This window comes from Lentihominibacter sp. (assembly GCF_046951855.1).
Lineage (GTDB): Bacteria > Bacillota > Clostridia > Peptostreptococcales > Anaerovoracaceae > Lentihominibacter > Lentihominibacter hominis.
In genome coordinates, this window is sequence record NZ_JBKTXS010000013.1 from 1 (window position 1) to 13,144 (window position 13,144).

Here is a 13,144-nt window from a genome sequence, read left to right on the forward strand (position 1 = left end):
CAATAGTACCTATGATAATAAGATACATAAATGTAAAAAGAGGAAAGGCCAGAGATGTTGTCAAAGCCAATGATAAGGAAAAGTCGTTTGACGAGTTGTTCCCGCCTCTGACTGAAGAAGAACATAAGGAGCGCGCAGCAGCGTATGCTGTAGAAGCAGCGAGAGAATAAATTCTTGACAAATATATTCAGGATGAATATAATTACACCATAATAATATAAAAACTTTAAACCGATGATTAAGAATAGTAGGTCAGGTTTTGAATTCAAAGAGAGTCGCGTGCGGTGGGAGAGCGATAAGGATAACCGGATCGAATGGACTTATGAGGGCAGACGAAAAGCTGTATAGCCGAGTAGAAACTGACGGGATCTCCGCCTGTTATAAAGGGAGTGCGTATGATAGCTGTACGTGAAAAGATAAGGGTAGAATCGTTATCCTTGGGTGGCATAACAAAAGCAGCGCTTTTGTCCCGTAGCTGGGGCAAGAGCGCTTTTTATAATTGGGAGATATTGAGTTTTTCTATTTCCTGAAAAAATATTATTAACAATGTCAGTAAGTGAAAGGAGTTTTAAATGAAAACTAAAATACCGCACAGAATATATCTTACAGAAGATCAAATTCCCAAGCAATGGTATAACCTAAGGGCAGATATGAAGGAACAGGCCGCTCCTCTGATTAACCCTGCTACAGGCAGGCCTGCGGCTCTCGAAGATCTTTATCCTGTGTTCTGCGAGGATCTGGCAAAGCAGGAGATGGATGATGAAACCAGATATTTTGATATTCCTGAGGAAGTTTTGGATATTTACAAGATTTACAGACCATCACCTTTATGCAGAGCCTATAATCTTGAGAAAGCTTTGGATACACCGGCAAAAATATACTATAAATTTGAAGGAAATAATACATCCGGAAGTCATAAACTGAATTCTGCTGTGGCTCAGGCATATTATGCAGGAAAAGAAGGTCTTAAAGGGGTAACTACAGAGACGGGAGCCGGCCAGTGGGGGACAGCTCTCTCGGAAGCTTGCTCATATTTTGGACTGGATCTGGAGGTTTATATGGTTAAGGTATCATTCCAGCAGAAACCTTTCAGAAAAGATATCATGAAGACTTTTGGAGCAAAAGTTTTCGCATCACCTTCAGAGAGAACGGAGGCTGGACGAAGGATCTTGGCGGAAGATCCGGATAACAGCGGAAGCTTGGGCTGTGCCATATCAGAAGCGGTGGAAAGGGCTGTTACAAGCGATGGGTATAAATATGTACTTGGTTCGGTCCTCAATCAGGTGGTGCTTCACCAGTCTGTCATAGGCCTTGAATCGAAAACGGCTATGGAACTTTGCGATGAATATCCTGATATAGTTATAGGATGTGCGGGAGGCGGTTCGAATCTCGGAGGCCTTATAGCTCCGTTTATGCAAGATAAGCTGACCGGTAAGTCAGATCCGCGGTTTATTGCTGTAGAGCCGGCTTCGTGCCCATCTCTTACAAGGGGTGTTTATCGATATGATTTCTGTGATACAGGAAAGATTACTCCTATGGCTAAGATGTATACGCTGGGCTGCACATTCAAGCCGTCGGCCAATCATGCAGGCGGCCTTAGATATCACGGGATGTCCCCGATACTGTCCAAGCTGTATCATGATGGATATATGGAAGCTGTAGCGTATGAACAAACTAAGGTCTTTGAAGCAGCAGTTCAATTTGCCAAGCTTGAGACGATTCTTCCTGCCCCGGAATCGGCTCACGCCATCAGAGCGGCTATAGATGAGGCATTGAAATGCAGACAGACGGGAGAAGCAAAGACTATTCTATTCGGTCTTACAGGAACAGGATACTTTGATATGACAGCGTATGCTGCGTATAATGAAGGGAATATGAATGATTATATCCCTAGTGATGAGGAACTTAAACCTGCTATAGAGGCTCTTCCTAAGATACCGGGAATACAGGAATAGTAAATATGGGTGTTTACAATTCTTCATTTGTATCTTATTATATAAATAGAAAGTTATAAATTTAACAGAGAGGTATTTATGAGAATTTTTGACACCAAAGTACAAGAATTAAAGTATACGGTATTAATGGAGCTGGCATGGCAGACATGGAGGGGCAATGATGCCTTCATGGTGTTTAATGAGATAGCCGATGAGATTGTCAAGAAGGATGCGCCTCCGATGAGCTGCTGTATTTACAAGGACAGAGCCATAGTGGCAGAGAGAATCAGGATTGCCCTTGGCGGTAATAAAAATAACCCTAACATTATTCAGGTGATAGATATTTCATGTGATGAATGTCCTGTGGCCGGTCATGTTGTAACAGATCTGTGCAGAGGATGTGTAGCTCACAGATGTTCTGATGCGTGTAAACTGGGGGCGATAACATTCGATGATGAGCAGATGGCTCATATAGATAAGGATAAGTGTGTGGAATGCGGAAAGTGCGCAGAAGTGTGTCCTTACAGTGCCATAACCAATTTTAAGCGGCCTTGTGAAAAAGCTTGCAAAGTAGATGCCATATATATGGCAAAAGATGGTGTCGCCACTATAGACAGCGAGAAGTGTATTGCCTGTGGCGCATGTGTATATCAGTGTCCTTTCGGAGCTACTCTTGATGTGTCCAGTATAACCGATGTTATCAAGACGATAATGGCCAGTGAAAACAATGAAAAATTTAAAGTATATGCGGTAGTAGCTCCGGCTATTGCCAGCCAGTTTACATATGCCAAACCGGGACAGGTAATAACGGCGATCAAGGAAGTTGGCTTTTACGGAGTTGAGGAAGCTGCACTGGGAGCTGATATCGTGGCTTATAATGAAGCGGAAGAGCTTCAGGAAAGAGAGCTGATGACATCGTCGTGCTGTCCTGCTTTTGTCCAGTATATAAAGAACAATTTCCCGGAGATGGAGAAGTATATATCTACCAGTCTGTCTCCTATGGCTGAAGCCGGAAAACTCATAAAAAAATATGACCCTGACTGCAAAGTTGTGTTCATAGGGCCGTGTACCGCTAAAAAAGGGGAAATAAAGGATCCAAAGGTGGCTGAATATATCGATTATGTTTTGACTTTTGAAGAACTTCAGGCTCTGATAGACAGTAAAGACATTGAAGTAGAGGAACTGCCTGAGACGGATCTTAATACGGCGTCGCCTTTCGGAAGAAATTTTGCAAGATCAGGAGGCGTTGCAGACGCGGTTGCGGAAGCCGTTAAAGAGAGAATAGGTGATGAAGTTAAAGTTAATCCGATAGTGTGTGACGGTATTGATCAGTGCAAATCTGCACTGACCAGAGCAAGCAGAGGGGTACTGCCCAATAATTTCATAGAAGGAATGGTGTGTGACGGAGGCTGCATAGGTGGGGCAGCTTGTCTTACCCATGTGGATAAAGCCAATAGGAAAAAGATCGAGGCGTATGGAATAAGCGCCAAGATCAAAGAAATACAGGAAGCTGTAGAGCAAGCCAACAACAGAGAATAAAAAATTATATAGCTTGCAATGATTATATTAATATGGTAAGATGAATTGTTAGCAAATTTACCTGCGGCTTAGTCGGGCGAAACTCCGACGGCGACTCGGCGGCAGGCGAATAAGAATAAGGAGGAACAGAATATGATAACAACTGAAAAAAAAGCGGAAATTATTAAGGAATATCAGAGAAAAGAAGGAGACACAGGTTCTCCGGAAGTTCAGATAGCAGTACTGACATACAGAATAAACGATCTGAACGAGCATCTTCAAATACACAAGAAAGACCATCATTCAAGAAGAGGTCTTTTGAAGATGGTAGGACAGAGAAGAAACCTTCTTAATTACCTGAGAGAGAAGGATCTTGAAAGATACAGAGATCTTATCACTCGCTTAGGTTTGAGAAAGTAAATTAAACTTAAAAATTTAGGCGGGCTCATATTGATCCCGCCTGTTTTTTATCATGCAGGAAATATTGCATAGATGTTGTTAGAAGAAAGAATAAACAGGAGGTAGTTGTTTATTATGAAATTTACAGATTACAGGACTTTTAAGACAGCCATCGGCGGCAAGCTTCTCGAACTTGAGATAGGAAAAGTATGCGAAATGGCTAATGGACAGGTTATGGTGAGATATGGCGATACTGTGGTTAATGTTACGGCCGTAGCGTCTAAAGAACCGAGGCCTGATATTGATTTTTTCCCGCTTTCTTGCGACTATGAGGAAAAGATGTATGCAGCCGGAAAGATTCCCGGTGGATTTATTAAAAGAGAAGGCCGGCCGAGTGAAAAGGCTATACTTAATTCAAGGCTGATGGACAGACCTTTGAGACCGTTGTTTCCTAAGGGTTTTTTCAATGATGTGCAGGTGGTGGCGACTGTTATGTGTGTCGATCATGATGCGCCGTCTGAAATTGCCGCTATGATAGGATCATCAGTGGCGCTTGCGATATCTGATATTCCGTGGGACGGACCTACGGGATCTGTTCTTATAGGAATGATTGATGGACAGTTTGTGGTGAATCCGTCATTGGCGCAGAGAGAGGAAAGCAGTCTGCATTTGGTGGTTTCCGGTACTAAAGAAGCTATTATGATGGTAGAGGCGGGCGCTGAAGAGGTGTCTGAGGAAACTATTCTGGATGCTATAATGTTTGCCCATGAAGAAATAAAGAAGATAGTAGAATTCATAGATGAGATCGTGAAGGAAGTCGGCAAGCCTAAAATGGAGCTGGAGCTTTATAAAGTGCCTGAAGATATAGAAGCAGCGGTCAGAGAATATGCAGAAGATAAGATGAGAGCCGCTATCCAGACTTATGACAAAATGGAGAGACTGGATAATATGGATGCTGTGGAAGCTGAGACAAAAGAACATTTTGAAGAGATATATCCTGACAACAGTAAGGATATCGGCAATGTGCTTTATTCTATAACCAAGGAGCAGGTGAGAAGTCTGATCCTTGATGACGGAATCAGACCGGATAACAGGAAAGGTACGGAGATCAGGCCGATATGGTGTGAAACCGGTCTTCTTCCGAGGACACACGGTTCAGGCTTGTTTAAAAGAGGACAGACTCAAGTAATGTCTATTGCGACTCTGGGACCTCTGGGCGAAGCGCAAACTATTGATGGAATAACGGAGCAGACTGAGAAAAGATATATGCATCACTACAACTTCCCACCTTACTCTGTGGGAGAAGCAAGACCTATGAGAAGTCCGGGAAGAAGAGAGATTGGACATGGCGCATTGGCAGAAAGAGCGCTTTTGCCGGTATTACCTGATGAGGAGGATTTTCCTTATGCTATCAGGGTAGTATCTGAGGTTCTTTCCTCTAATGGTTCTACATCGCAGGCATCTGTATGCGGAAGCTGTCTGGCTCTTATGGATGCAGGTGTTCCTATTAAAGCTCCTGTTGCCGGAATAGCCATGGGACTTATAGAACGGGTGGAAGAAGACGGAAGCAGTAAGATGGCAATCCTTTCAGATATACAGGGTATGGAGGATTTTCTTGGGGATATGGACTTTAAAGTGGCTGGTACAGCTAAAGGTGTGACAGCTATTCAGATGGACATTAAAGTACACGGTCTTTCGAAGGAAGTTCTGCAGAATGCTTTGAAGCAGGCTTATGAAGGCAGAATGCATATAATGAAAGAAATGCTGGATGAGATATCAGAACCGAGGAAAGAGCTTTCTCCTTATGCTCCGAGGATTATATCTATGCAGATCGATACCGACCAGATTAGAACTGTTATTGGACCTGGAGGAAAGACTATTAATAAGATAATCGCTGACACCGGAGTAAAGATTGATATCGATGATACAGGGCTTGTATATATTGCTGCTCCTGATATGGAATCTGCTCAGGCAGGAGTTAAGGAAATCGAGATGTTGCTTAAAGAACCTGAACCCGGTGAGATTTATGAGGGAAAGGTGACACGAGTGATGCCTTTTGGAGCATTTATAGAGATTCTTCCGGGAAAAGAAGGCTTGCTGCATATTTCGAAAATGGCAAAAGAAAGAGTGGAAAAAGTGGAAGATGTCATGAATGTCGGTGATATGGTGACGGTAAAAGTTACTGAGATAGATAATCAGAACAGGATAAATCTTTCAAGAAAAGAACTGCTTAAATAAATTAAGAAAATATAAAACATCCGGTTTTAAAAGAGACCGGATGTTTTTTTATATAACTTATAGTATTTGGAGAGTATGAGAGTCGATATTTGTGTAAAAGCTAAGATTGCAGTTTCGCATTTTTTTGTTTTGTATGAGAAAAGCATGCGATGTAAGACTGATAATTAGTTGGGATTCTGATAAAGTGTGGAGAAATTTGAATGAAAATGAAATATTTTGAATGAAAATGATTGACTTTGAACGAGATTGTGTTATTATTAAAACACAAAGGAGAAAAGATATGCTGCAGGAAGAAAGATTCAATAAGATATTGGCAGAGTTATCCGAAAAAGGAGCCGTAAAAAATATCAGGCTTGCCGAAATGCTCAATGTCAGCGAATCTACAATTCGACGAGACATAAATGAGCTTGATGATATGGGCAGATTAAGAAAAGTTTTCGGCGGAGCAATGCGGATAGAAAAAGATGTGAATACACTGGAAGAAGACATTATCACGAAGTCTTCAGTTCATGTTGATGAGAAAGAACTGATAGCCAGATATGCGGCCGGCCTCATAGATGACAATGATTCAGTATTCATAGATGCCGGCACGACTACGGAAAAGATGGTAGAGCATATAGAAAATCATACAGCGACTTACATGACCAATGGCATAATTCATGCTCAGAAGCTTGCTCAGAAAGGAATGGATGTAAGTGTAGTATGCGGGAGAGTAAAGGGAAAGACACTTTCCGTAATAGGTGCAAGAGCTGTGAAGTCAATACAAAGCTATAATTTTACAAAATGTTTTATGGGTGTCAACGGTATAGATGTTTCCAAAGGATTCACGACGCCTGATCTGGATGAGGCTATGATAAAAGAGGAGGTTGTGAAGCGGTCTCATACATCGTATATATTGGCAGATTCTTCGAAATTTGATCAGATATTTGCGGTGACATTTGCAAAATTAAAGGGATCATGTATTATTACTGATACATTAAATAATGATTTATACAGAGAATATGCTGTGATAAAGGAGGTTAAGTGAGATGATATACACGATAACCATCAGTCCCGCTATAGATTATGTAGTACATCTTGATTTGCTGAAAGAGGGAATGACTAACCGTTCGACCCATGAAGAATATTTTCTGGGAGGGAAAGGGATAAATGTATCTCAGGTACTTAAAGAACTTGGAGTGGGGAGTGTGGCTCTTGGATTTGTCAGCGGATTTACCGGGCAGGCTCTTGAATCGGGACTTCGGGATAAAGGGATAGATACTGACTTTATTCATTTGACACAGGGGATAACCAGAATAAATGTAAAAATCAAAGCGGATGAGGAAACGGAGATAAACGGACAGGGAACTGTGCCTACAGCAGCGGATTTTGACAAATTGGCAGAAAAGCTGAAGAAACTTAAAGATGGCGATATTCTCATTATATCCGGCAATATACCTAAGGTACTTCCTCAGGATACTTATGATAGAATATTGAAGCTTACCAAAGATAAAAAAATGAGAATAATAGTGGATACAAACGGCGATCTTCTCATAAATTCACTGAAATACAGACCCTTCCTTATAAAACCTAATATAGACGAGCTCAAAGATATTTTCGGAAAAGACATCAGCGCTGAGGAAGGGGCATTAAAGCTTCGGGAATCCGGAGCGCGTAATGTAATAGTTTCATTAGGCAAAGATGGAGCAGTCCTTCTGGCAGAAGACGGTAATATATACAGAGCAGGAGTATGCACAGGGAAGGTTCTCAACACAGTTGGATCAGGCGATTCCATGGTGGCGGGATTTCTTGTGGGATATATGCAGACAGGTGACTATAAATATGCTCTTGATCTGGGAAGTGCGGCAGGATCCGCAACGGCACTTTCGCCGGGTCTTGCTGAAAATCATAAGATATACGGTTGTTTAAAAGAGTTGAGGGGCACCGAAGATGTGCAGCCTAAATGATCACTTTAGTGATCTGAACTAAAGGAAAGGAGAATTAAACATGCGTATTACAAATTTATTAAACAAGAGTGCTATGATTCTCAATGCTGATGTTTCAGACAAAAACACCGCAATTGAAGCATTGGTTGAGATGCATGACAAGGCCGGGAATCTTTCTGATAAAAAGAAATACAGAGAAGATATTCTGGCAAGAGAGGCAGAGAGTACTACGGCAGTAGGCGAAGGTATAGCTATACCTCATGCTAAAAGCAGCGCGGTATTAAAACCCGGTCTTGCTGTGATGACTGTAAAAGACGGGATAGATTACGGAGCCCCTGACGGAAAGCCTTCAAATCTTCTTTTCATGATAGCGGCTCCTGAAGATGGCGATCTTCACCTTGAAGTCCTCTCACGTCTTATGACACTTTTGATGGATCTTGATCTCAGAAAGAATCTGCTGGAAGCCGGAAGTAAGGATGAATTTTTAAATATAATAGATAAAGCCGAAGAAGATAAATACGGAAAGCCTGAGTCTTCGGCGGTTAAAAAGAGCGAAAAAAAATATCAGCACAAAGTAGTAGCAGTAACGGCGTGTCCTACAGGAATAGCACACACATATATGGCAGCAGAAGCGCTGGAACAGAAGGCTGCCGAAATGGGTGTACAGATAAAGGTGGAGACTAATGGTTCAGGCGGAGCTAAAAATGTATTGACTCCTCAGGAAATACAGGAAGCAGACGGAGTTATAATAGCTGCTGATAAAAACGTTGAAATGGTACGTTTTGATGGGAAGCTTGTTTTGAAAACTACTGTATCTAAAGGTATAAATGAACCGGAGGAACTGATACAGGAAGTAATAAAAGGCAAAGCTCCTGTATACACGTATGAAGGAGGGAAAACAACAGAGATCAATGTTTCAAGTGAATCTGCGGGACGTCAGATCTATAAGCATTTGATGAACGGTGTTTCATATATGCTTCCATTCGTTATTGGCGGAGGAATAATGATTGCTTTAGCATTTCTGATTGATACTATTGCAGGAGCGCCGAAAGATTCTTCCTTCGGAACTTATACTGCAGCCGCCGCTTTCTTTAAGACGATAGGAGGATATGCATTCAGCTTTATGCTTCCGGTACTGGCAGGATATATAGCAAGAAGTATTGCTGACAGACCCGGTCTTGCTGTAGGCTTTGTGGGAGGTTTTATAGCCACAGTCGGAAGTACATTTGCACAAGTATCGGGTGACAGCTCAGCTATTTCGGGATTCTTGGGAGCTTTGATAGCAGGGTTCGCAGGTGGATATATCGTACTTCTTCTTAAAAAGATCTTCTCATTCCTTCCTAAATCACTGGAAAGTATGCTGCCTGTATTGATCTTGCCTCTGTTGGGAACAATAATAATCGGACTGTTTATGTGTGCTATAAATCCGGCTGTCGGAGCATTGAATATGTGGATCACAGATCTGCTTAATTCTATGGGAGAAACCAGTAAGATAATACTCGGATGCGTAGTAGCCGGAATGATGGCGATAGATATGGGAGGACCGTTTAATAAAGCGGCATATGTTTTCGGTACAGCAGCAATAACTACAGGAGGCTTTGATATCATGGCGGCTGTAATGATCGGAGGTATGGTTCCGCCGATAGCAATCGCTCTCTGTGCTACATTCTTTAAAAACAAATGGACTGATACAGAACTGAAATCAGCTCCTATAAACTATATTATGGGACTATGCTTTATAACGGAAGGAGCTATACCATATGCGGCGTCAGATCCTATTAGGGTTATCCCTTCATGCGTAGTGGGTTCTGCCGTAGCAGGCGGACTTTCTATGGCATTCGGATGTACTTTGAGAGCTCCTCATGGAGGAATATTTGTATTCCCTGTAGTAGGAAATGTACTGTTTTATGTGATTGCACTTGTGGTAGGAGCTGTTGTAGGAATGGCGCTTTTGGCTATATTAAAGAAAAATATTGCCAGAAAAGTTTCAAATTAGATATTGAGCGGAGGAAAATAAAATGGTATCAAAAAAAATGAAAGTGGTTAATTCACAAGGATTTCATATGCGCCCTGTAACCGAATTTGTAAATAATATGAATAAATATAATGCAGACGTTAAAATTATCGCTAAAGGAAATGAGATTAACGGAAAAAGTCTTATGAACATAGTTGCCTCCTGTATAAAATTCGGAGATGAGATAGAACTTCAGTGTACCGGACCGGATGAAGATGCTGCGCTTAAAGCGGCAGCAGATATGATTGAATCCGGATTTGGCGAAGAATAGATAAGATTTACGGAGGATCAAGTCATGCTGAAAGGAATCCCGGTTTCGGAAGGAATAGCGAAAGGTATCGCTGTTTGTATAAAATCCGAGGATAAATCGGAAAATAAACAATGCATTTACAAAAAGGCAGAGGATAAAGATCAGGAATCACGCAGGTTTAATACGTCGCTTCAATCGTTTCTGGAGGATACTCAAGAGTCGGTAAATAAACTTAAAAAACGAGGAATGGAAAAGGAATCGGGAATACTGAAGAGCCATATGGAGATAGTAAAGGATCCTTCTGTGATATCAAAGATAAATGAGGAAATCGAAAATGGATGTTGTGCAGAAGAAGCTGTAGATAAAACAATGGGATTTTTTGCCGATATCTTTGAAGCAACAGGTGATGAACTTACTATGCAGAGGGCAGCGGATATACGTGATGTGAATAAAAGTCTCAGAGATAAACTTACAAAATCAGAGTCTGCCGATTTATCTAATATTCCGAAAGGCTCGGTGATAATAGTAGATGAATTGACTCCATCTATGGCGGTTTATATAGACCCTGAGAAAGTCACGGGTATTATAGCTGAGTCGGGAGGGTATACTTCTCACTCTGCAATACTTTCCAGAGCGCTGGGAATCCCGGCGGTACTCAGTGTTCCTGAAGCTCTTTTGAAAATAAATGACGGAGATGAGCTGATTGTTGATGGAACGACAGGTGATGTAATAAAGGATCCTACGGATGCAGATGAAGCTGAATATATGAAAAAGGCAGAGGATTTCAAAAAGCATAAGGAATTGCTCAGAGAATTTTCAGGTAAACCGAGTATGACATTATGCGGGGAAAAAAAAGATGTCTTTGCTAATATAGGAAATGCTGCAGATGCCGAGAAAGCCAGATCTGATGATGCTGAGGGAATAGGTCTTTTCAGAACGGAGTTTCTTTACATGGATAGAGATTCTGCACCCGGTGAAGAGGAGCAGCTTGAAGCTTATAGAAAAGCGGCAGATATATTTGCTCCTGCGCCTGTTATAATAAGGACGCTGGATGTAGGCGGGGATAAAAATATTCCATATATGCATATGGGCAAGGAAGATAATCCTTTCATGGGATTTAGAGCAGTAAGATATTGCCTTGAAAACCAATCATTATTCAAGACACAGATAAGAGCCTTGCTTCGGGCTAATACACAGGGGAACATAAGGATAATGTTACCTATGGTAACGAATCTGTGTGAAATAAGGGATGTAAGAGATATGATAAATAAATGCTGCGAGGAGTTGAAAGCAGAGGGAAAAGAATTTAATTCGAATGTCTGCTTGGGTATTATGATAGAAACACCGGCTGCAGCGGTTACGGCAGATATACTTGCCGGCGAAGCAGATTTTTTCAGTATAGGGACCAATGATCTTACAGGATATATGATGTCTGCAGACAGAGGCAATGCCAAGGTTTCATATCTTTATAAGGCATATCAGCCTGCCGTGCTGAGGATGATAAAATTTATATGTGAATCAGCTCATAAAGCGGGTATCCCTGTGGGTATGTGCGGAGAAGCTGCGGCAGATACGATACTGACTCCGTGTCTCATCGCTTTTGGGCTTGATGAATTCAGCGTAGACAGCGGAAAGGTGCTGGAAACCAGAAAAAATATTTCTATGTGGAGTTTTAATGAAGCAGTAGAAGTATCTGAAAAAGCCATGGCTTTACATACTGCTGAGGAAACAGAACAGTATTTGAACAGTGTAAAAAGATAAGGAGGATATCATTATGAGTACTAAGGTTGCAATTAATGGATTCGGAAGGATCGGGAGACTGGCTTTCAGAAGGATATTTACAGACAGTGAATTTGAGGTGGCTGCTATAAATGATTTGACAAAACCGGAGATGTTGTCATATTTGCTTAAATATGACAGTGTTCAGGGAGCCTACAGTGGTCATAATGTTGAAAATACAGAAAACAGTATCATAGTAGACGGAAAAGAAATACCTGTATTTTCTTCGCCGGACCCCGGTCAGCTTCCATGGGGGAAATTGGATGTAGATGTAGTTCTTGAATGTACAGGTTTTTTTGCTTCAAAGGATAAGGCAAGAGCGCATATTGAAGCGGGAGCTAAAAAAGTTTTGATATCAGCGCCTGCCGGAAATGATCTACCGACTGTTGTCTATGGTGTAAACCATGATATCCTCACTAAAGATGATGATGTTGTTTCGGGAGCAAGCTGTACTACAAACTGTCTGGCTCCTATGGCAAAGGCTCTCAATCAATACAGAGAACTCAGGACAGGTTTTATGACTACGATACATGCTTATACCGGAGATCAGATGATTCTTGACGGACCTCATAAGAAGGGTGATTTCAGACGTGCGAGGGCCGGAGCTGTAAATATCGTGCCTAACAGTACAGGAGCGGCTAAAGCTATAGGCCTTGTTATCCCTGAGCTTGACGGTAAGCTTATTGGGTCGGCTCAGAGAGTGCCTGTTCCTTCAGGATCACTTACAATCCTTGATGCTACTTTGAAAGACGAAACAGACAGTGTATCTGTTGAGGGAATAAATGAAGCTATGAAGGCCGCTTCAAATGATTCTTTTGGTTATACCGAAGAAGAGCTTGTTTCCAGTGATATAATCGGTATGTCATATGGTTCGCTTTTCGATGCTACACAGACTCTTGCAGAAAAATGCGGTACACATATTTATGAGGTTAGAATTGTGTCATGGTACGATAACGAGATGAGCTACACTTCTCAGCTGGTAAAGACTCTCAAACATATGGGAACCTTGCTTTAAGAAGATAATTCCTATACCACATTATTAAATAACAGAAAATACGCCGAAAAGAAATTGTTTTCCGGCGTATTT

The 13,144-nt window shown here is 41.6% G+C and carries 11 protein-coding genes; all 11 read left to right on the plus strand.

The genetic code is table 11. The features are described 5' to 3' along the window. Nucleotides 1-395 precede the first annotated feature (395 nt). The 11 genes from ACLR96_RS05075 to gap all read left to right on the plus strand — a co-directional run bounded on the left by ACLR96_RS05075 (nucleotide 396) and on the right by gap (nucleotide 13,072). Nucleotides 396-530 carry a hypothetical protein gene (locus ACLR96_RS05075; protein WP_283242291.1) on the plus strand — a complete coding sequence of 45 codons (135 nt, stop codon included), beginning with the start codon at nucleotides 396-398 and terminating at the stop codon, nucleotides 528-530. 42 nt (nucleotides 531-572) lie between these two features. Beyond that, nucleotides 573-1,955: a TrpB-like pyridoxal phosphate-dependent enzyme gene (locus ACLR96_RS05080; RefSeq protein WP_177267631.1), complete on the plus strand. Its 1,383-nt coding sequence runs from the start codon at nucleotides 573-575 to the stop codon at nucleotides 1,953-1,955. Between the two features lie 78 nt (nucleotides 1,956-2,033). Further along, entirely contained in the window at nucleotides 2,034-3,473 is a 1,440-nt protein-coding gene (locus tag ACLR96_RS05085; RefSeq protein WP_177267632.1) for a 4Fe-4S dicluster domain-containing protein, read from the plus strand. A 132-nt stretch (nucleotides 3,474-3,605) separates the two neighbouring features. Beyond that, nucleotides 3,606-3,872, plus strand: coding sequence for a 30S ribosomal protein S15 (gene rpsO / locus ACLR96_RS05090; protein ID WP_177267633.1), 267 nt, complete (start codon nucleotides 3,606-3,608; stop codon nucleotides 3,870-3,872). Nucleotides 3,873-3,986: 114 nt separating this feature from the next. After that, entirely contained in the window at nucleotides 3,987-6,089 is a 2,103-nt protein-coding gene (gene pnp, locus ACLR96_RS05095) for a polyribonucleotide nucleotidyltransferase (protein WP_177267634.1), read from the plus strand. Nucleotides 6,090-6,369: 280 nt separating this feature from the next. Then, nucleotides 6,370-7,116, plus strand: coding sequence for a DeoR/GlpR family DNA-binding transcription regulator (locus tag ACLR96_RS05100; RefSeq protein WP_177267635.1), 747 nt, complete (start codon nucleotides 6,370-6,372; stop codon nucleotides 7,114-7,116). A gap of 1 nt (nucleotide 7,117) precedes the next feature. Then, the gene (gene pfkB, locus ACLR96_RS05105; RefSeq protein WP_177267636.1) at nucleotides 7,118-8,035 is read left to right on the plus strand and encodes a 1-phosphofructokinase; all 918 of its coding nucleotides are present in this window, start codon (nucleotides 7,118-7,120) and stop codon (nucleotides 8,033-8,035) included. Nucleotides 8,036-8,075: 40 nt separating this feature from the next. Further along, nucleotides 8,076-10,010, plus strand: a complete 1,935-nt coding sequence (locus ACLR96_RS05110) for a fructose-specific PTS transporter subunit EIIC (RefSeq protein WP_177267637.1) — start codon at nucleotides 8,076-8,078, stop codon at nucleotides 10,008-10,010. A gap of 22 nt (nucleotides 10,011-10,032) precedes the next feature. Further along, nucleotides 10,033-10,299 carry an HPr family phosphocarrier protein gene (locus ACLR96_RS05115; RefSeq protein ID WP_177267638.1) on the plus strand — a complete coding sequence of 89 codons (267 nt, stop codon included), beginning with the start codon at nucleotides 10,033-10,035 and terminating at the stop codon, nucleotides 10,297-10,299. Between the two features lie 24 nt (nucleotides 10,300-10,323). Then, entirely contained in the window at nucleotides 10,324-12,039 is a 1,716-nt protein-coding gene (gene ptsP / locus ACLR96_RS05120) for a phosphoenolpyruvate--protein phosphotransferase (RefSeq protein ID WP_177267639.1), read from the plus strand. A gap of 13 nt (nucleotides 12,040-12,052) precedes the next feature. Then, entirely contained in the window at nucleotides 12,053-13,072 is a 1,020-nt protein-coding gene (gap, locus tag ACLR96_RS05125; RefSeq protein WP_177267640.1) for a type I glyceraldehyde-3-phosphate dehydrogenase, read from the plus strand. The last annotated feature ends 72 nt before the right edge of the window (nucleotides 13,073-13,144 follow it).

What these genes read in the sequence shown, in the direction of transcription:
- ACLR96_RS05075 (WP_283242291.1), top strand. Translation starts at nt 396, where the DNA reads ATGATAGCTGTACGTGAAAAGATAAGGGTAGAATCGTTATCCTTGGGT.
- ACLR96_RS05080 (WP_177267631.1), top strand. Translation starts at nt 573, where the DNA reads ATGAAAACTAAAATACCGCACAGAATATATCTTACAGAAGATCAAATT.
- ACLR96_RS05085 (WP_177267632.1), top strand. Translation starts at nt 2,034, where the DNA reads ATGAGAATTTTTGACACCAAAGTACAAGAATTAAAGTATACGGTATTA.
- rpsO (WP_177267633.1), top strand. Translation starts at nt 3,606, where the DNA reads ATGATAACAACTGAAAAAAAAGCGGAAATTATTAAGGAATATCAGAGA.
- pnp (WP_177267634.1), top strand. Translation starts at nt 3,987, where the DNA reads ATGAAATTTACAGATTACAGGACTTTTAAGACAGCCATCGGCGGCAAG.
- ACLR96_RS05100 (WP_177267635.1), top strand. Translation starts at nt 6,370, where the DNA reads ATGCTGCAGGAAGAAAGATTCAATAAGATATTGGCAGAGTTATCCGAA.
- pfkB (WP_177267636.1), top strand. Translation starts at nt 7,118, where the DNA reads ATGATATACACGATAACCATCAGTCCCGCTATAGATTATGTAGTACAT.
- ACLR96_RS05110 (WP_177267637.1), top strand. Translation starts at nt 8,076, where the DNA reads ATGCGTATTACAAATTTATTAAACAAGAGTGCTATGATTCTCAATGCT.
- ACLR96_RS05115 (WP_177267638.1), top strand. Translation starts at nt 10,033, where the DNA reads ATGGTATCAAAAAAAATGAAAGTGGTTAATTCACAAGGATTTCATATG.
- ptsP (WP_177267639.1), top strand. Translation starts at nt 10,324, where the DNA reads ATGCTGAAAGGAATCCCGGTTTCGGAAGGAATAGCGAAAGGTATCGCT.
- gap (WP_177267640.1), top strand. Translation starts at nt 12,053, where the DNA reads ATGAGTACTAAGGTTGCAATTAATGGATTCGGAAGGATCGGGAGACTG.